Origin of the sequence: Selenomonas sp. oral taxon 920 (assembly GCF_001717585.1) — a bacterium.
Classification (GTDB): domain Bacteria; phylum Bacillota; class Negativicutes; order Selenomonadales; family Selenomonadaceae; genus Centipeda.
Window position 1 is genome coordinate 1,131,121 of record NZ_CP017042.1, and the last position, 20,068, is coordinate 1,151,188.

The following is a 20,068-nucleotide window of genomic DNA, read 5'->3' on the forward strand; positions in this document are numbered from 1 at the left end:
TCATATGGAACGAATAGAGATACCTAGGAGGATATTATGCAATGTTTCGAAACTGAACTAGGTGGGCGCAAGCTTATCGTAGAGCATGGAAAGATGGCAAAGCAGGCAAACGGAGCCGTATTGGTTCGCTATGGTGATACCGTTGTCCTTGTGACGGCGACTGCCTCGAGTGCGCCGCGGGAGGGCGTTGATTTCTTTCCTCTCACGGTGGACTACGAAGAAAAAATGTATGCTGCTGGGAAGATCCCTGGAGGCTTTATCAAGAGAGAAGGACGTCCGAGCAGTGATGCAGTCCTTTGCGCACGTCTGATCGACCGTCCTATTCGCCCTCTATTTCCCGATGGCTTTCGGAATGACGTTCAAATTGTGGCGACGGTCTTGTGTGTTGAACAGGATAATCCTCCGGAAATCGCTGCGATGCTTGGTGCCTCGTGTGCACTCACTGTATCCGATATTCCTTTTATGGGACCGATTGCGGGCGTTCGTGTTGGCTATGTCGATGGCGCGTTCGTTATCAATCCTACGGAACAGCAGCGTGCTGTTTCTGAGCTGAATCTCACTGTAGCTGGTTCTTATGATGCTGTGATGATGGTAGAAGCGGGCGCTAATGAACTTTCCGAAGAAGTTGTGTTGGATGCAATTCTCTTTGGTCATGCCGAAATTCGTCGTCTTGTTGAGTTTCAGCAAACGATTCAAAGTGCTTGTGGCAAGGAAAAACAGACGCCCGCCATCTATACGGTATCGGAGGAACTGGAGTCTAAGGTACGTGCATATGCGGAGGATCGTCTCGACACTGCTACGCGGAACAGTGACAAGCTCATGCGTGATGCTGATATCGCAGCGATTAAGGCGGAGACGGTCGAGCATTTCATTGAGGAGTATCCGGAAGCGGCAAAGGAAATCTCGCAGATCCTCTACAAGATCGAAAAGGGCATTGTCCGTCATATGATTACGCACGAGAAGATCCGTCCGGACGGACGTGCGCTGGACGAGGTGCGCCCTGTCAGCTGCGAGGTTGGCATCCTGCCGCGTACGCACGGCTCGGGGCTCTTCACCAGAGGACAGACGCAGGTGCTTACCGTCACGACACTTGGCTCCATTGGAGATGAGCAGATCATTGACGGTCTGGGCCCTGAGACAACGAAGCACTATCTGCATCACTATAACTTCCCAGGGTACAGCGTTGGTGAGGCACGTCCGATGCGCAGCCCTGGACGGCGTGAGATTGGGCACGGAGCACTCGCGGAGCGTGCTCTCTTTCCGATGATTCCATCGATTGAGGACTTCCCCTATACGATCCGCCTCGTCTCGGAGATCCTCGAATCGAACGGCTCGAGCTCGATGGGGAGTGTCTGCGGGAGCACGCTGTCGCTTATGTGTGCCGGTGTTCCAATCAAGCGGCCTGTGTCCGGCGTTGCGATGGGACTTGTGCGCGATGGTGATGACTACTCCATCCTGACGGATATTCAGGGGATGGAGGATGCACTCGGCGATATGGACTTCAAGGTCGCCGGAACGACCAAGGGGATTACGGCAATTCAGATGGACATCAAGATTGCCGGAATCACGCGAGATATTCTCGCATCCGCTTTGGCTCAGGCAAAGCAGGGACGCGCGTTCATCCTTGAGAAGATGCTTGCCTGCATTGACAAGCCGGCAGCAGAGCTCTCACCCTATGCACCGCGTGTGGAAGTCATTACCATTGACATTGATAAGATTCGCGATGTCATTGGAACGGGCGGCAAGGTTGTCCGTAAGATCATTGATGAAACCGGTGTGGATGTCGATATTCACGAGGATGGAAATATTTTCATCACATCTCCGAATATGGATGCGATGGATCGCGCCCGCAAGATGATCGAAGATATTGTGCGCGAGGTCGAGGTGGGAGAGGTCTATACGGGGCGTGTTACACGTTTCCTGAAGTTCGGTGCCTTCGTTGAACTTCTGCCCGGCAAGGAAGGGCTTTGCCACATCTCACAGCTCGCAAAACACCGCGTGGAAAGTGTCGAGGATGTGGTGAAGATCGGCGACCAGCTTGAGGTCAAGGTCATTGAGATTGACGAGAAGGGGCGTATCAACGTCAGCCACAAGGCTCTTCTCTGATGATTCAGGTCTACACCGGAAACGGTAAGGGAAAGACAACAGCGGCAATTGGTCTTGCCATACGTGCTCTCGGGGCAGGGCGACGTGTCTTCATGATGCAGTTTATGAAGAGTCTTGCGTATAGCGAGCAGGGCCTCTTGTGTGAACTGCCCAATATGACACTCGAAACCAGCGGAAAACCCTTCTTTATTGCAGAAGAGGGGATGATGGATGAAAAAGCGCGGGAACAGCTTGGCGATGATGTCGTCATCTTTCCAAAAGGGCATCCGCCCGCCGATTACGTTGCCTTGCTTACCGCCGGTTTCCATCGAGTGATGGATGTCATTGCCAGGCATGAGGCAGATGTCGTCATCTTGGATGAGGTTAATATTGCTCTGTCTTTTGAGCTCTTGCAGCGGGAGCAGATGGAGCAGCTTCTGCAAGTCCTGCCTGCTGAGACAGAGCTTGTTTGTACGGGGCGAAATGCCCCACAATGGTTGATGGATCGTGCAGATCTCATCACCGAAATGCGGGAGATACGGCATTATTACGAACAGGACGTTCCTGCGCGTAAGGGAATTGAAAACTGAAGGAGAGAATTTATATGGAATCAATGATTCGGGATATTGCGCTGGCACCGTCCGGTCACGCAAAGATTGATTGGGTGAAGCGTTTTATGCCGGTGATGGCAGCAGCCGACAAGGAGTATTCGGTCACAAAGCCGTTCGCCGGCATCAAGATGGTCATTACTCTGCACCTTGAGGCAAAGACGGCCTACATGGCGACGATCTTCAAGCACGCCGGCGCAGAAGTTGCCGTCACAGGGAGCAATCCGCTGTCCACACAGGATGATGTCGCGGCTGCGCTTGTCGAGGAGGGCATTCATGTCTTTGCATGGCATGGATGCACCGAGGAAGAATACGCAGTGTTCCTCAACAAGGCACTCGACATCAAACCGGATATTGTCATTGATGACGGCGGCGATCTGGTCGATATGCTCCATACAACGCGGCGTGATCTTCTTTCCGGACTCATTGGCGGCTCGGAGGAGACGACGACGGGTGTGCATCGCCTAAAGGCGTTGGAGCGTCAAGGCAAGCTTGAGTTCCCGATGATTGCGGCAAATGACGCATACTGCAAGTATCTCTTTGACAATCGCTATGGAACAGGTCAGTCCACATGGGACGGCATCATGCGCACGACGAACCTCGTTATTGCCGGCAAGACGGTTGTCATCGCTGGCTACGGTTGGTGCGGCAAGGGCGGTGCGATGCGTGCACGCGGGCTAGGTGCCAATGTCATCATTACGGAAGTAGATCCGATCAAGGCAATTGAAGCCGTTTTTGATGGCTTCTATGTCATGCCGATGGACGAGGCGGCAAAGGTAGGCGATATTTTCCTGACACTTACGGGCAATAAGGATATTCTCTGCAAACGTCACTTCGATGTGATGAAGGACGGCGCTATGATGGCGAACTCCGGACACTTCGATGTTGAGATCAACATTCCAGAGTTGACTGAGGGCTCGACATCCAATAAAGTCGTGCGCGAGAATATCAGGGAATTCGTCCAGCCGGATGGGCGCCGTCTCTATCTCCTTGCAGAAGGCCGTCTTGTCAACCTCGCGGCAGGGGATGGACATCCCGCAGAGATTATGGATCTCTCGTTTGGTGTGCAATTCTTCTCAGCACTTCACCTTGTTCGACATGGAAAAGAGATGAAGAAGGGCGTACACCTTATGCCGGATGAGATCAACGTTGAGATTGCAAATATCAAGTTGAATTCTCTTGGTGTCGCCATTGATGAACTCAGCGCGGATCAAAAAGAATACCTCGGGCTGGCATAGGAGAGACTGTATTGAATACGCTGATCAAAAATGCCACTGTCCTTTTGCCTGACGGAACAACTCCGATTGCCAACATTGCCGTTACCGATGATCGGATTGCGGCCGTGGGAGACGTTCCGGAGGATTTCCAAGCGGATAAGGTTGTTGATGGGACGCAGCATTTTGCAATTCCCGGATTTGTCAACGCGCATACACACGCGTCCATGACGCTCCTGCGCAGCTATGCGGACGATATGAAGCTGATGGATTGGCTGGAGCAGATGATTTGGCCGATCGAAGCAAAGCTGCGTTCGGATGATATCTACTGGGGTGCAATGCTTGCGGCGGTCGAAATGATCCGCAGCGGTACGACGGCGTTTGCCGATATGTACGGGCCGGATATGGAGCGCGTTGCCGAGGTCGTTGAGGTCTCAGGTCTGCGCGGTGTGCTCTCGCGTGGTCTTATCGGTGTTGCGCCTGACAGTGACAAGAAGCTGGAGGAGAATGCCGCACTCTATGAGAACTATCATGGAGCGGCACAGGGGCGCATTACCGTTATGTTTGGCCCCCATGCTCTCTATACCTGTCCGCCGGACTATCTGAAAAAGATTGCTGCTAAGGCACAGGCTCTTGGTGCTGAGGTTCATATCCATATGTCGGAGACCGTGGGTGAGATTGAGAACTGCCTGAAGGAATATGGCAAGCGGCCGTTTGCCCATGTTGCTTCGACAGGTCTGTTTGAGAATGGAACGCTTGCGGCGCACTGTGTGCATCTGGATGATGAGGATATCGATATCATCAAGAAGTACCGGATTCGTGTTGCACATAATCCCGGCAGCAATATGAAGCTCGCCAGCGGAACAGCCCCCGTACCTCGTTTGTTGGAAGAGGGCATCTGTGTCGCACTCGGTACAGATGGGGCATCGAGCAACAATAATCTGGATATGCTGGACGAAGTACAGTTAGCAGCTCTGATGCACAAGGTGCATACGCTTGATCCGCTTGCCGTTCCTGCGCTCACTGCGGTCAAGATGGGGACGGAGTACGGTGCACAGGCACTTTCCCTCCACGATGTTGGTCGTCTGCAGGCGGGGGATAAGGCGGATATCGTACTCTTCTCCATGCACGGGGCGGCATGGACGCCGTGCTACAATCCCGTGTCACTCCTTGCGTACGCTGCGAAATCCTCATCCGTTGACACGGTGATGGTGGATGGAAAGCTCCTCATGGAGAATGGTGCACTCACGACCTTGGATGAAGAACACATCCTGTTTGAAGCACAAAAAGTTGCAGATCGCCTGACAAAATAGTATACTGATGTACCGTAGACAAAGGTGATTTCATTTGCTATGCCTCCGCCCTCTTAGGGCGGGGGCATAATGTGATATGGAGGGATTGTTGTTGGGCAAGAAAAGTTCTGGCCGACGAACGTCGCGGTCTGTTTCCGCCAAACGGAAGAGTACGGCGCCGAACGGATCAGGACGGAAGTATGAACTCATTGGTCTTATCCTTCTTGCGTTTGCTCTGATTTCAGGGGTTGGGATTCTCGGACTGAATGTTGGTTTTGTCGGCTTCTTTTTCGCGGACTTCTTTCGCTATCTCTTTGGTTGGGGCGCGCCACTCGCTCTTTTGATCATCGCCCTCATAAGCCTGCAATACATCATACATCATCGTGGGCTGCTCTATACAAAAAAATTCTTTGGTGTCATCGGCTTGTTCGTTTCACTTCTTGCCGTATGGCATCACGCTGTTGTTCCTGTTGACGAGGAGATACTCCCGCAGAATCTCGCAGATGGCGGGGGATTGATCGGCGGTGGGCTTCTCTTCCTGCTTCGCACCTGCTTTGGTGTAGATGGTGCAATTATTTTGCTGAGCACCATCATTGTCGGATCGGTTCTTTTGGCTACGACATGGTCGCTTGCCTCCGGCTATATGAAAACAAAAGAACAGGCAAAAAAAGGGGCAAATGCAGCGGGAGCAGCCCTCCAAACGACACGCGAAAAGGTGAGCGTGGCGGCAGAGAAAATCGAAACGAAAACATCGGCGATTGTCCATGATACCTTGTCTGCCGTTCCGTATAATCAGGCAAACGATCCCATGTTTGTGGAGGAACACAAAGAACCTGACCATCCGGCTATGGAAGAGAACGTGGAAACACCACCGCTTGAATCGGAAGCACAATCCGTTCCCTCTGAAGAAAATGAGGTGCATGAAGCAGAGCCCGTACAGGTACATGATGCTCCTGTTTCGGCAGCAGAGCCGATTCCTATAGAAGAAGAGCAGGAGGCTCTGACGCCGATTCTCTTTGACTATGAACACGAAATAGAAACACAAGATGACGATCCTGTTATGCCTGTGGCATCGTCTCCCATCAGCATGGATGAGAGCGTGTCATTGGAGGAAGAGCATACCGACGAGGCTGCGGAGTATACGGATGTTTCCGCCATCTCTTCGGAAGGCGTGATTGTTCCATCAATTTCCCCGTCTCCCGCACCTCCGAGTGCTGTCATCGCTGATGAGACTGGTGAGCGTCCCTATGAGCTTCCCAAAGTCACACATATTCTTTCCAAACATATCAAGAAAGAGAACGATACGCTGGCACAGGAAATCAAGGAAAATGCACATGTTTTACAGCATACACTTGAGAGCTTTCATGTGAATGCAAAGGTTGTCAGTTTTTGTCATGGCCCTGCAGTAACGCGATACGACCTTGAACCTGCACCCGGGGTGAAGGTGAGCAAGATCACGAATCTTGCCGAGGACATTGCACTGCAGCTTGCGACCTCCTCGGTTCGTATTGAGCCGGTTCCGGGAAAGGCGGCCATCGGCATTGAGATCCCAAATCGCACACTGGAAAGCGTTCAGCTCCGCGAGGTTCTGGAGAATCCGAAGTTTCAGGAGGCATCGTCTAAACTTACCGTTGGTCTTGGCATGGACATCAGCGGCCAAGCTATTTTTGCGGATATCGGAAAAATGCCGCATCTCCTGGTTGCAGGTGCAACAGGCTCGGGGAAATCCGTCTGCATCAACACCTTGATTTCGAGCATCCTGTTTAAGGCAACCCCCGATGAAGTAAAGTTCATTCTGATCGATCCGAAGATGGTGGAACTCTCGAATTACAACGGGATTCCACATCTCATGGTTCCCGTTGTGACCGATCCGAAAAAAGCGTCCTCTGTCCTGAATTGGGCAGTACAGGAGATGGAAAAACGCTATTCGATCTTCGCAAATCACGGTGTTCGTGACATCAAGTCTTTCAACCGCCGGTATCCGGAGGAAAAGCTCCCGCTCATCGTCATTGTCATCGATGAGCTGGCGGATCTGATGATGGTTTCACCGAAAGATGTGGAGGATGCCATCTGTCGTATCCTGCAAAAAGCACGTGCAGCGGGCATTCACATGATCCTTGCAACGCAGCGTCCATCGGTCAATGTCATTACAGGAATTATCAAGGCGAATCTTCCGTCACGCATTTCGTTTGCAGTTTCGTCGCAGGTGGATTCGCGTACGATCCTGGATCGCGGCGGAGCAGAGACTCTTCTTGGGAAAGGCGATATGCTTTTTTCTCCGCAGGGTGCACCTAAACCGATTCGCGTGCAGGGAGCATTTATCAGCGATGAAGAGGTTGAAATGCTGCTGGACTTCATCCGTGCACAGGGACAGGAGATCAGTGAGAATGAGGAACTGATCGACTTTATGGAGAGTGAGGCGGCAGAAGACGAACGTGCAGACGCAGACGAGGTTTCTGTACGGTATGATGAACTTCTTCCCAATGCGGTAGAACTCGTCATGTCCACGGGTCAAGCATCTTCATCCAATATTCAGCGCAGGCTTGGTGTTGGCTATACGAGGGCAGCACGTCTGGTCGATACAATGGAGGAACTGCGGATCATCGGCCCAAGTGCCGGCGGCAATAAGCCGCGGGAAATCCTTATGACATCGGAACAGGCAAAAGAACTGGTAAAAAGTCTCATGTGATGTGGGGCAGCGTATCATGTATACTGGTTTCTGATGCCGAGGTTTCTATATTTTTTCTTGATTTTATGCTATACTTACGCACACTCAAGTTCTTGGGAATCGCTGATAAAATGAAGTCCGTCAGATTGGTGTAGATTTTTTCGTCCGAACAAGGAGACAAACCGGACGCATAGCAGGGCTATGTGGAGGATTTGTCGACACAGTGCGGGCAAAAAAGATGCGCTAAGATGGCGCGGCTGAATTTATCAGTGCTTCCCTTGATGAACATGATTTTAGGAGGGCGATTACGTTGAAGTACATGACCGGAAATGAACTGCGAGAAGCGTATTTGCAGTTTTTCGCAGAAAAAAAGGGCCACCTTCGTTTGCCTAGTTACTCCCTTGTGCCGGAAAACGATCCTACACTTCTTTTGATTGGGGCCGGTATGGCACCCCTGAAGCCTTTTTTTACTGGTAAGGTGAAACCTCCACGTCCTCGTATTACCACCTGCCAGCGTTCTGTTCGTACAGGAGATATCGAGAATGTCGGACGTACCGCACGTCATCAGACGTTTTTTGAGATGCTTGGAAACTTCTCCTTCGGTGATTACTTCAAGAAGGAGGCGATTCCGTGGGCGTGGGAATTCCTGACAGAGGTTATTGAACTTCCAAAAGATAAACTCTGGGTTTCCATCTATCCAGAGGATGATGAGGCACGCTCCATCTGGCTCTCAGAGACGGATGTGCTGCCGGAACATATCGTCGCGTTGGAGGACAATTTCTGGGAGATCGGTTCCGGTCCCTGCGGACCGGATTCTGAGATCTATATTGACCTCGGTGAGGAGCGTGGCTGCGGTGAACCAACCTGTGGGGTCGGCTGTGACTGTGACCGCTTCCTCGAGATCTGGAATCTCGTGTTTACGCAGTATGATCGTACAGAGGCGGGGGAGTACAACCTCCTTGCTCACAAGAACATTGATACGGGCTGTGGCTTAGAGCGGCTTGCCTCGGTCGTTCAGAACAAGAGAACGAACTTTGAGACGGATCTCCTCTATCCGATCATCGAATATACGTCTAAAATTGCAGACGTGCCCTATGGAGCAGATCCGAAAAAGGATATTTCGCTCAAAGTCATTGCAGATCATGCGCGCTCTGTTGCTATTATGATTATGGATGGAATTCTGCCGTCGAACGAGGGCCGCGGCTACGTTCTGCGCCGTACGCTCCGCCGTGCGATTCGCCATGGACGTATGCTTGGGATCACAAAGCCATTCCTTGACGGCACTGTAGATGCCGTCATTGAGATTTTCCGTGATGCAAAGGATTTCAGCGAACTTCTTGCGAAACAGGATTATATCAAACGCGTAATTCGCGTGGAAGAGGATCGGTTTGCCTCTACGCTGGCGCAGGGGATTGAGCTTTTGAATGAAGAGGTCGCCCGTCTGAAGGATGCGCATGAGACGGTTCTGCACGGTGAGGTTGGTTTCAAGCTCTACGATACCTATGGATTCCCACGGGAACTCACCGAGGAGATTCTTCACGAACATGGAATCACCTTGGATGATGAGGGGTTTCACTGTGAGATGGAGAAGCAGCGTACACGGGCACGCAGTGCACGCGGAGAAAATCAGGCGGTTGCTGTTCCGGATCTTTCGGGCATTGATACCGGAAGCCTCACGGAGGATGCCACGGCCACGAGTGCTGTGGTTGTTGCGATCTGGCGTGAGGGTGAACTTGTTGATTCGCTGCACGATGGTGAGAGTGCCGGTATTATCCTGAGCACGACATCGTTTCATGCAGAAGGCGGCGGACAGGTTGGCGATGAAGGTGTCCTTCGCAGTGATTTGGGGTATCTTTCGGTCAGCAATACAAAGAGACTCCCTGATGGAACGGTCTATCATCTTGCCTATGTCGAAGAAGGGCAGATACAGTGTGGTGACACCGTAAAGATCGGACTTGATACGAAGAAAAAACTCTCATCTGCGCGAAACCATACAGCGACACATCTCCTGCAGGCAGCACTTCGGCGCGTTGTCGGTGATCATGTTCAGCAGGCGGGCTCTCTTGTCACACCGGAACGACTGCGTTTTGATTTCACGAATTTTGAGCCTGTGAGCGAGCAGCAGCTGCGCGATGTTGAGGAGCTGGTCAACGAGGAAATTCTGCGGTCAACTGATCTTCATATCTCTATGATGCCGATTGATGAGGCGAAGGCACTGGGTGCTATGGCACTCTTTGGAGAGAAGTACGGCGATATCGTTCGTGTGGTTCGTGTGCCGGACTTCAGCATTGAGCTTTGCGGCGGTTCCCATGTGGCGAATACAGGACAGCTTGGTCTGTTCAAGATTGTCAGTGAGTCGGGGGTTGCGGCGGGTGTGCGCCGCATCGAGGCGATTACCGGTCGTGCCGCATGTGCATATGCGGCAGAGATGGCAAGGACTGTTCAGGAACTTTCGCATAAACTGAAGGCGAGACCAGAGGAGCTTTGTGCTCAGGTTGATAAGTTTATGAGTGAGCGAAAGAGCATGCAGGAACAGTTGCGCAGTTTTGCTGAGTTCCGTGATAAGGCAGATGCACAGAAGCTGCTTATGGGGGTTCAAGAGATTGGGAACTTCCATGTAGTCCTTGGAAAAGCCAATGTGGACGCGATGGATGAACTCCGTAACATTGCAGATTTGACGTGTGAGAAACTTGAGACAGGCATTGTCGTCCTTGGAGCTATTATTGACGATAAGGTCAGCCTTGTCGTCAAGGCGGATAAGGATGCTGTAAAACTTGGGGCTCATGCGGGCAACATCATTAAGGCGGCTGCAAAAGCGGTCGGCGGCGGGGGCGGCGGACGTCCCGATATGGCACAGGCGGGTGGCAAGAATCCCGAAAAACTCCCGCAGGCATTTGAAGAGGCGATTGCTGTGATCCGTCAGCAGGTCTCAGCCGAATAAAGAAATTGGTCTATGGCTGTCACTGGTTGACAGCCATATTTTTTAGAAGGGTTTTCATGGAAAATGACATCACCGAGCTGCTGAAAAAGAGAGTGTACCTATTCCTTATCGGTCTGCTGCTGATCGTCTTCTGTGCGTCGTTTATCCTGCTGCATCAACGGGGCGGATCGAATGAGTTCATGCTGTCCAATGCGCGCCTCGTCTATGAACAAAGTGATTTGCAGGCGGCGAATACGTCCATCGTTCAAGAGCTTCATATTGCGGAGGGTGACCATGTAACCGCGGGGATGCTCCTTGTCACGGTACAGAGTGTCTTTTCGGATGAAGAACTCGCACGCTTGCAAAAGAATGTCGAGCTTGCACAAAGGAATGTCGAACAGATTCGATACGGCGCAGCTGCGGTATCTCAGAATCCCCCCGCATCCTCCGAAGGGCTGGATGCCGCACGAATGCGTATGGAGCGTATGAACGAACTCTATGAGATGGGGGCAGTCAGTGCAGCCAAAAGAAATGAGGCGGCTGCTGCATATGAGCAGGAAAAGAACGCGCTGACGATGGGAAGTGGACAAATGGCCGTACCAAATGCCGCAGCGCTCAAGGCAGCAGAGGAGCAGCTGAAAAAGGCGGAGGAGACCCTAGCAAAAGCGCGCGATCATGCGGGGACAACAGGGCTCTTTGCTGTGCGAGAAGGTGTGGTCTCGAAGATCCACGTAAAAAAAGGTGACCTTATCGACAGTGGAGCTTCGATTCTCACACTCGATCTTGTGGAGAACTGCTGGATTGAAGCCGAGATTTCTGTAGAGGATATGAATAGGGTCTATCCGGGGCAGATTGTCCGATATGAACTGAGCGGTCTGCCTGCTGAGGCTACCGTTGAAGAAATTACAGATTCTGACACGGAGCCTGAAGACAAAAAAAATGTTCGCATATCTGTGCCGCATGATCGAATCACAGGGCATGAGGAAAACATTACACTCCATTTTCTGCCTTGAAAGAGCATGCGACTGAACTTTTCGGGCATCTTATTCTGTGCTATACTGTGAACGAATAGCAAGCAAGGCAAGATGGGGCACTCATGAGAGGAATCTGCATATGGTAAATGAAAAATTGAGAGATGATCTGACCGATCAGCTGTGTCGTGCAATCCTTTCATTGGATACAATGGAGGAATGCTATCAATTCTTTGAAGACATCTGTACGATAGGAGAGCTTCGTGCCATGGCACAGCGTCTGGACGTTGCACGCATGCTGCACGAGGGAAACACTTACGACGATATCGTTGCACATACCGGTGCCAGCACTGCGACCATCAGCCGTGTCAAACGCTGTCTGAACTACGGTGCGGATGGGTACACCCTCGTGCTGGAAAAAGGCATTTCTACGACGGATATTCATAAGGAGAAGAGCGATGAATTCTGAACAATTGATTTTAGAGACACCATATGGCACGCGCGATCTTCTTCCTGCAGATGCAGCGGCAATGCGCCATATGGAGAATATGTTGTCCTCTTTGTTCCTATGCTGGGGATATCATGAGGTTGTGACACCGACGATCGAACACTTGGAAACACTTGCTCCACGAATGCAGGATGAGAACTCTCTTTTCATGTTGCTTGGCAACAAAAATAAGCTTCTTGCGCTTCGCAACGAAATGACGACACCGATTGCACGCCTTGTCAGCAGCCGTCTGAAGGATGATCCAAGACCGTTGAAGTTATCCTATATTGGCAATGTGTTTCGTATGGAGCAGACCCAGATGGGGCGACAGTGCGAATTTCATCAGGCAGGAGTCGAAGTGATGGGGAGTGACAGTCCTGCTTCGGATGCAGAAATTATCGCGCTTGCAATCGAAGCAATTTTGAAGTCCGGAATCAAGGACTTTCAGATTCATATGGGGCAGATTGCCTTTCTCGATGCTGTCTTGTCCTATTTTGAGATTGAGGATGTGCAAAGAAAGGCACTGAAGTCTGCAATCGAATGTCATGATATTGTGCTCATGGATCGAATCGTTGATGCATTGCCGCTCTCTGAACAGGATAAGCTGGCGATCAAGCAGCTTCCTCTTCTGAACGGGAAAGAGGATCTCCTGCAAAAACTTTATGACTTCCCGCGCAGTGAGCAAAGTCACTCTGCCATTGACAATTTGGAAGAGATCTATCGAATTTTGAAATCCTACGGATTCTCGGACTATGTCCGTTTTGATTTGGGCATCATTCGGGATTTCAACTATTATACGGGGATGGTTTTTGAGGGATACGCACCCGGGTTGGGATTCCCTCTCTGCGGAGGCGGACGATACGACCGCCTTTTGACGGAGTATGGGCATCCCATGCCGGCAACGGGATTTGCACTCGGGATCGAGCGGCTTTTATTGACGCTTGAACGTCAGGGGGGGCGTGTACCGTCTCCATCCAAGAATTTCTATATTGGGTATGGGGAATCAGCCATCGGCAGCGCGATTCAGAGGGCATCTGAATTGCGTCATGCAGGCAATACCGTAGAGCTTGGTCTTCGCTCGCAGTCCTATGAGAAAGCGGAATCTTCGCGTGTGGAGCGCGGATGTGAGCAGCTTGAGTATTTTGAATGAAACAGCGTGTACGGCAGTTCCTGCGGGCATTGTTCGGTCGCTTGGATGCGGAAGGACATACGTTCATCAAATCCTATTTGAGTGCAGCAGAGCAAAAATTATTCTACGCAATGCACGAAGCGGACCAGTACCATGCCTTTCGTGTCGCTCTTACGGCAAAAAGAATCTATCTTCAGCAAGGATATTCAGAATCAGATTCGTATATCCTGCTGATACGATGCGCATTGCTTCACGATATCGGTCGTATCAAAGGGACGGCGGATATCTGGGGCAAGGTATTTGCCGTTCTTGCAGATCGTTTTTTTCCTTTTGCAGCCCCTTATTTCCTACGGCACAAGGATTCCCGCGATTTGTGTGGACGTATAGGGATGGCACTCTATGTCCATATTGCCCATCCCTATATCGGAGCAGCGGCACTGCGTGAGATCGGAGATATCCGTGAGGCAGCAATTGTTGAGCAGCATCAAAAAAAAGCAGCACCGGAGGATTCTCCGGTGCTGTCCATATTAAAGCTGGCGGATGCACAGAATTGAAGCAATGGCTCAGTAACCGCGCTGCTTGTCTACTACGTTGAGCATCCCAATTCGCTGCGGGAAGATCTGTAAGTTGTTGCGAAAGATCTTGAGCGAGCGATCCAGATACATCGGCGAGATTGCAGAGTAATGCGGTGTAATGAATAGATTCGGAACACCCCACAGCGGGGAATCCTCAGGAAGCGGCTCGGTGGCAAAGACATCCAGAGAAGCACCCCGTATGCATTTCGATCTGAGTGCCTCCACCAAATCGTCCTCCTCTACAACGTCACCGCGGGAGACATTGATGAAAAAGGCATTTCCTTTCATCATATGAAAGGTATGTGTGTTAAACAATTTTTTTGTCTGAGGTGTCAGCGGGAGCGTAACGATCACATAATCTGCGCAGGACAGAGCATCGGACAGATAATCAATGGTGAACAGCTGATCCACGAATGGTTCTGTGGACTCCTTTTGCTTTACGGCAACGATCCGCATTCCCATGTTTTTGAGGTGTTTTGCAACCTCTCTGCCAATGCTTCCCAAGCCGATGATGGCGGCAGTCTTACCAAATAGCTCATCGGGATCGGTCAGCCGTTTCCAAACATGTGCCTTTTGATTTTCCCATGCCTCGATGAGACAGCGGCTGGACGCGAGCATTGTTCCGAGAACGTGTTCCGCCATGGGGATGCCGTGAATTCCGCGTGAATTTGTCAGCAATATATCAGACTGGCAGAAAACCTCATGCGAGAGTAGTTTTTCAACACCCGCACTGTATGTGTGAATCCATTTTAGATGCGGCATTTGGGGGAGATACTTCTCCATCTCCATCTGCGCATCATATCCCAGTAGGATATCGACATCCGAGAGATCGTCTTTCAAGTCTTTTGGACGTATGCATCTGAGCGTGCAATCCGGATAGCTCTGATGGATCAGCTCCATTTGTTTGTCGCTTAATCGCACAAATGATAGTATTTGAAGTGTCATCTGCGACTCCTTTTCGTACGTATGGATGGATTTTCTAATATTATTCGCGATGATTGTTGAAAACCCTTTTTTGATGGATTGACCTACAGACAGCAACGTGGTACTATACACTAATATTAGCTCTTTAATTGACTAAAGGATGAGAAGGGATTATATGGCGAAATACGTTGACGATTATCTGACTATAGCATTGCCAAAAGGAAAGCTGTTCTCTCTTTCTGCGAATTTGTTTGAGAAGGTCGGCGTTACGGCGGAGCACCTGAGTGAAAAATCCCGCAAACTCATTATATCAAATGATGAATGCAAGGCTCGGTTCATTATCACAAAGACTTCCGACGTCCCGACCTATGTCGAATATGGTGCTGCGGATATTGGCGTGATTGGCAAGGATGTTTTGGTGGAGTCCGGGCAGGATGTTTATGAGCTGCTCGATCTAGGCTTTGGAAAATGTCGGCTGATGATGGCCGTTCCACGGGAAGAACGCCGCAGCCGCCTGTTGGACTATGCACATACGCGGGTGGCGACCAAGTATCCGCATATTGCAGAGCAATTCTTTGCACAGCAGGGAATGCAGATGGAGTATATAAAACTCAACGGATCGATTGAACTGGGACCGCTTGTGGGGCTTTCGGAGAGTATCGTCGATATCGTAGAAACAGGGACAACGCTGGTCGAAAACGATTTGGAGGAAATTGCCCACATCATGGATGTGAGTGCACGACTAATCGTCAACCGTGTGAGCTTCAAGCTGAAATTTGATCGTATTTATCGAATTGTAAATGATCTGAAGCAAGTTTTGGAAGGTGGGGAAGTACGGTGAATATCGTATCTGTTGCAGATATTGGCATGGAAGAAGCGGGGCGACTGCTTCAGAAGAAGGCATTTGATGAGGTTGTACTGAGTGACCGTATTCGCGCGCGCAATAAAGATCTTTTCGGCGCGGATCTTTCTGCGACAGAGCTGGTTCACCGTATTGTTCAGGAAGTACGTCATAAGGGCGATCAGGCACTCTTCCACTATACGAAATTACTGGATTGCGTTGATTTGACATCGGATAATTTGATGGTGTCCGAGGAAGAATTTCAGGTGGCGGAACACAGTGCCGACCCAAAGGTTATTGCATCACTGAAAAAAGCGGCGGATAATATTTTTTCTTACCACGAGGAGCAAAAACCACGCTCGTGGATGACCTACCGCGCACACGGTTCAATCCTTGGGCAGGAAATTCTTCCGCTCTCACGCGTTGGCATCTATGTCCCTGGGGGGACGGCGGCATATCCTTCGTCCGTTCTGATGAACGCAATTCCGGCACTGGTTGCGGGCGTCGAGGAAATTATCATGTCTGTCCCGACTAAGGACGGTGTGATCAACCCGTATGTTCTCGTTGCGGCACGTTTTCTTGGTATCCGCAAGATCTTCAAAATGGGGGGAGCGCAGGCCATTGCGGCGATGGCATATGGGACAGAGAGTGTTCCGCGTGTCGATAAGATTACAGGCCCCGGCAATATCTTCGTTACATTAGCGAAAAAAGAAGTATATGGTCATGTAGATATTGATATGCTTGCAGGGCCAAGCGAGATCCTGATTCTTGCAGATGACAGTGCCTCTCCAAAGTACATTGCAGCCGACCTCCTCAGTCAGGCAGAGCATGATCCGCTTGCTTCAAGCATTCTTATCACGAATGATCGAGCCTTGGCGGAGCACACTCTGAACGAAGTACAGCATCAGCTGGAACGTCTTCCGCGCAAAGATATTGCGCGTGCCTCGATTGAGGACAATGGACGCATTATCGTGACGGAGAATATGGAGCAGGCAGTCGTTCTTGCAAATATATCGGGACCGGAGCATATGGAGCTTCTTGTCAAAGATCCTTTCCATATGCTGCCCCAGATTCGATGTGCTGGTGCGATCTTTGTCGGAGCGTATTCGCCGGAACCGCTCGGGGACTATTTTGCGGGTCCAAACCATGTGCTGCCAACGGGGGGGACTGCACGCTTTTATTCTGTTCTGAACGTCGAGACCTTTATGAAGCGCACGAGTATCATCTCTTATACGCAAAAAGCTCTGGATGAGGTCAGCGATGATATTATCCGTCTCGCTGAGACGGAAGGCCTTGATGCCCATGCGCGTGCAATTCAGATCAGGAGGGGAGAACATGCTGAACTATCGTGATGGATTGGCGTCCATGCCAACGTATGACACGTGTGAGCTGGACTGGCGCATCAAAGTCAATGCAAATGAGTCCAATATCGGACAGCCTCCCTTGGTCGAGGAGCGTATCCTGTCGCGCTTGTCGCGCGTTGCTTTTGCACGCTATCCCAATGAGGAATACAATTTGCTCTGTGAACAGATCGGGGAGTCGTATGGATATCGTCGGGAAAACGTCATCATAGGAAACGGCTCCAGTGAGATTATAGAGAAGGTATTTCATGCATTTGGCGGAAACAAAGCGCATAAGATTGTCTATCCAACGCCTTCGTTCTCCATGTATGGAATCTATGCGGCGGCAGCAGATGCAGAGGGGATTCCTGTTCAGCTGCGGGATGATTTTACGCTGGATGTAGATGCGTTTATTCAGACGGTCAATCAAAACAATGCTTCGCTTGCGGTTATCTGCAACCCGAATAATCCGACGGGGGGCGTGTTGCCGCTCGAAGCAATTGAGCACATTGCGGAGCATATCTCATGTGCCTTTCTGATTGATGAAGCATATGTCGAGTTTTATGGAGACACGTCCATTCCGCTTCTGAAAAAATATCCGCATATGATGATTGCGCGCACCTTTTCAAAGGCGTATGCGCTTGCCTCATGCCGTGTTGGTTATATGTTGGCGCATGGGGATGTGATCGAGATGATTGCAAAGACCTATATGCCATATCATATGAACGTGCTGTCCTTGGTGACAGCAGATACTGTGTTCCAAATGCGGTCGGAGTTTGAGCCGCAGATTCAGATGATCTGTGCAGAGCGTGAGCGTATGCGGGAACAATATGAACGTCTCGCGGGGGTAACCGTCTATCCGTCTCATACCAATTTTATTCTGCTTCATTATCCTCATGCAGAGGAACTCAATGAAGAGTTCATCCAATACGGCATCGGGGTACGTAGTTTTGGAAAAGCACCGCAGCTGGCGAATACGCTGCGTATCTCCATCGGCCGACCGGATGAAAATGATGCGGTATATCGTGTTATGAAGTCTTTTGTGGAGGGAAATCCATGAGTACACGCAATGCAGACATACATCGAAAGACAGGGGAAACCGATGTGCGTGTCTCCGTTGGACTGGACGGAACGGGCATGTCTGAGATTGATACGGGCATCGGATTCTTCGATCATATGCTGACTCTCTTTGCATCTCACGGACTCTTTGATTTGACTGTAAAATGTGATGGCGATATTGAAGTCGATGGACATCATTCCGTTGAGGATATCGGCATTGCGATGGGACAGGCATTTCACGCCGCATTTGGGGAAAAGCGCGGTATTACAAGGTATGGGGCGTTCTATCTGCCCATGGATGAGACACTTGTATTGGCGGCTCTGGATATCAGCGGGCGTCCCTTTCTCGTCTACGATCCAGGGGATACGCCGATGACTCCGATGATTGGCGGCTATGATACGGAGCTCACGGAGGAGTTCCTGCGTGCATTTGCCTTTCATGCGGGACTCACACTTCATGTGAAGATTCTCTACGGAAGGAACTCACATCACAAAGTGGAGGCAATATTTAAGGCAGTCGCACATGCACTTCGGATCGCCGCAGAGAAGGATGCGCGACTGGGGGATATGATTCCGTCGACCAAAGGTGTTCTGTAAGGAAACGCTATGATTACAATTATAAACTACGGAGCCGGAAATTTATTCAGCGTTGAGAAGGCCTTTGCTGCATTGGGCGCGGATGTTCGCGTGAGCGGAAAAGCCGACGACATTCTTGCTTCGGACAAAATCGTCCTGCCAGGGGTGGGCGCTTTTGGCGACTGCATGAAGCAGCTCAAGGCATCCGGTTTGATCCCTGCCATTCGCGAATGTGTTGATCGTCAGACGCCATTGCTTGGCATCTGCGTCGGTCTTCAGATTCTTTTTGCAGGCAGTGAGGAATCCTCCGGTGTAGAGGGACTTGGTTTCCTGGATGGCTGTGTGCGAAAGATATCTGCACCGCATGAAAAGATTCCGCATATGGGTTGGAATGCACTCGATATCGCGGAGGCACATAGGGATAATGGATTGTTTGTAGGGGTACCACAGGGTTCCTATGTATATTTTGTGCACAGCTATCATGCAGTACCGGAGGATAAGGATATTGTTTCATCGACCTGCTTCTATGGAGAGGAAATTACAGCATCCATATCTGCCGGAAATATCATGGCAACACAATTTCATCCCGAAAAATCGGGGGATATTGGACTAAACATCATTCAGAACTTTATTTGTCACGGACAGGAGGGAAGCAGATGATTATTTTCCCCGCTATTGATTTACACGACGGCAAATGTGTTCGTCTCCTCAGAGGTGACTTTGCACAGGAAACAATCTACAGCAGCGCACCCGAAGAGGTTGCACTGCGTTGGGAGCGGGAGGGTGCTGAGTACCTGCATGTGGTTGATCTTGATGGAGCACTTGCCGGCAAGCCGAAAAACACTGAGGTCATCAAGAAGATTCTCAGCAATGTTCAAATTCCCATTGAACTTGGCGGAGGCATTCGCACTCTCGAAACGATAGAAAACACCTTAGCTCTTGGTGTGACACGTGTGATTCTTGGATCTGCTGCAGTACAGAACCGCGACCTTGTAAAAGAGGCTTGTCGACTCTATGGCGATCGCATCGCTGTTGGTATTGATGCGAAGGATGGCATTGCCGCCGTGGACGGGTGGGGCATATCGGGCGGTATTTCTGCTGTCGACCTAGCGAAAGAGCTTGCTTCCTATGGTTTGAAGACAATTATATATACCGACATAGCACGGGATGGAACGCTCTCCGGTGTTAATATTGAGGCAACTACAAAGCTGGCGGCAGCGTCCGGTATAGATATCATCGCTTCCGGTGGCGTAAAATCATTGGAAGATATTCATGCCTTAAAAGTCAGAGAGGAAGATGGTATTATCGGTGTAATTGCCGGAAAATCCATTTATGAAGGAACGCTTTCCTTACCTGAGGCGATTGCCGCAGCTCGTTGA

At 50.6% G+C, this 20,068-nt stretch carries 17 protein-coding genes and 1 pseudogene; 17 read left to right on the forward strand and 1 reads right to left on the reverse strand.

Annotated features, from left to right (window positions below):
- The first annotated feature begins 36 nt into the window (after nt 1-36).
- From BCS37_RS05290 to BCS37_RS05335, 11 genes and pseudogenes are all read left to right on the forward strand, one after another.
- Nucleotides 37-2,106: a polyribonucleotide nucleotidyltransferase gene (locus BCS37_RS05290; protein ID WP_069180489.1), complete on the forward strand. Its 2,070-nt coding sequence runs from the start codon at nt 37-39 to the stop codon at nt 2,104-2,106.
- Entirely contained in the window at nt 2,106-2,675 is a 570-nt protein-coding gene (locus tag BCS37_RS05295; RefSeq protein ID WP_069180490.1) for a cob(I)yrinic acid a,c-diamide adenosyltransferase, read from the forward strand. Before BCS37_RS05290 ends, BCS37_RS05295 begins: the two co-directional genes overlap by 1 nt.
- A 14-nt stretch (nt 2,676-2,689) precedes the next feature.
- A complete protein-coding gene (locus BCS37_RS05300; RefSeq protein ID WP_069180491.1) occupies nt 2,690-3,931 on the forward strand; it encodes an adenosylhomocysteinase in 1,242 nt (413 codons plus the stop codon).
- An 11-nt stretch (nt 3,932-3,942) separates the two neighbouring features.
- Entirely contained in the window at nt 3,943-5,220 is a 1,278-nt protein-coding gene (locus BCS37_RS05305; RefSeq protein WP_069180492.1) for an amidohydrolase, read from the forward strand.
- A 76-nt stretch (nt 5,221-5,296) separates the two neighbouring features.
- Nucleotides 5,297-7,888, forward strand: coding sequence for a DNA translocase FtsK (locus BCS37_RS05310; RefSeq protein WP_069180493.1), 2,592 nt, complete (start codon nt 5,297-5,299; stop codon nt 7,886-7,888).
- 110 nt (nt 7,889-7,998) lie between these two features.
- Nucleotides 7,999-8,145 (forward strand): annotated as a pseudogene (locus BCS37_RS12365) (secretion protein HlyD); the annotation flags it as partial.
- A 41-nt stretch (nt 8,146-8,186) separates the two neighbouring features.
- A complete protein-coding gene (gene alaS, locus BCS37_RS05315; protein ID WP_069181551.1) occupies nt 8,187-10,808 on the forward strand; it encodes an alanine--tRNA ligase in 2,622 nt (873 codons plus the stop codon).
- A 56-nt stretch (nt 10,809-10,864) separates the two neighbouring features.
- The gene (locus BCS37_RS05320) at nt 10,865-11,800 is read left to right on the forward strand and encodes an HlyD family secretion protein (protein WP_069180494.1); all 936 of its coding nucleotides are present in this window, start codon (nt 10,865-10,867) and stop codon (nt 11,798-11,800) included.
- Between the two features lie 100 nt (nt 11,801-11,900).
- Nucleotides 11,901-12,227 carry a YerC/YecD family TrpR-related protein gene (locus tag BCS37_RS05325; protein ID WP_069180495.1) on the forward strand — a complete coding sequence of 109 codons (327 nt, stop codon included), beginning with the start codon at nt 11,901-11,903 and terminating at the stop codon, nt 12,225-12,227.
- Entirely contained in the window at nt 12,217-13,395 is a 1,179-nt protein-coding gene (hisZ, locus tag BCS37_RS05330) for an ATP phosphoribosyltransferase regulatory subunit (protein ID WP_069180496.1), read from the forward strand. The genes BCS37_RS05325 and hisZ overlap by 11 nt, the downstream gene beginning before the upstream one ends.
- Entirely contained in the window at nt 13,392-13,928 is a 537-nt protein-coding gene (locus tag BCS37_RS05335) for an HD domain-containing protein (protein WP_069180497.1), read from the forward strand. The genes hisZ and BCS37_RS05335 overlap by 4 nt, the downstream gene beginning before the upstream one ends.
- A 9-nt stretch (nt 13,929-13,937) precedes the next feature.
- Here the strand turns inward: BCS37_RS05335 and BCS37_RS05340 are convergent, their stop codons facing one another.
- Complete coding sequence (locus BCS37_RS05340) at nt 13,938-14,894, reverse strand: D-2-hydroxyacid dehydrogenase (RefSeq protein ID WP_069180498.1); 957 nt, start codon at nt 14,892-14,894, stop codon at nt 13,938-13,940.
- Nucleotides 14,895-15,048: 154 nt separating this feature from the next.
- Here BCS37_RS05340 and hisG point away from each other — a divergent pair, with 154 nt between their 5' ends.
- Genes hisG through hisA form a run of 6 tightly spaced genes read left to right on the forward strand, consistent with a single transcriptional unit; the run spans nt 15,049 to nt 20,068 of the window.
- The gene (hisG, locus tag BCS37_RS05345) at nt 15,049-15,714 is read left to right on the forward strand and encodes an ATP phosphoribosyltransferase (RefSeq protein ID WP_069180499.1); all 666 of its coding nucleotides are present in this window, start codon (nt 15,049-15,051) and stop codon (nt 15,712-15,714) included.
- A complete protein-coding gene (gene hisD / locus BCS37_RS05350; RefSeq protein WP_069180500.1) occupies nt 15,711-17,066 on the forward strand; it encodes a histidinol dehydrogenase in 1,356 nt (451 codons plus the stop codon). The genes hisG and hisD overlap by 4 nt, the downstream gene beginning before the upstream one ends.
- Nucleotides 17,050-18,114, forward strand: a complete 1,065-nt coding sequence (gene hisC / locus BCS37_RS05355; protein WP_069180501.1) for a histidinol-phosphate transaminase — start codon at nt 17,050-17,052, stop codon at nt 18,112-18,114. The genes hisD and hisC overlap by 17 nt, the downstream gene beginning before the upstream one ends.
- Nucleotides 18,111-18,710 (forward strand): imidazoleglycerol-phosphate dehydratase HisB, encoded by a 600-nt coding sequence (gene hisB, locus BCS37_RS05360; RefSeq protein WP_069180502.1) that lies wholly within the window; start codon nt 18,111-18,113, stop codon nt 18,708-18,710. Before hisC ends, hisB begins: the two co-directional genes overlap by 4 nt.
- Before the next feature lie 9 nt (nt 18,711-18,719).
- Nucleotides 18,720-19,349, forward strand: coding sequence for an imidazole glycerol phosphate synthase subunit HisH (gene hisH, locus BCS37_RS05365; protein ID WP_069180503.1), 630 nt, complete (start codon nt 18,720-18,722; stop codon nt 19,347-19,349).
- Entirely contained in the window at nt 19,346-20,068 is a 723-nt protein-coding gene (hisA, locus tag BCS37_RS05370; RefSeq protein ID WP_069180504.1) for a 1-(5-phosphoribosyl)-5-[(5-phosphoribosylamino)methylideneamino]imidazole-4-carboxamide isomerase, read from the forward strand. Before hisH ends, hisA begins: the two co-directional genes overlap by 4 nt.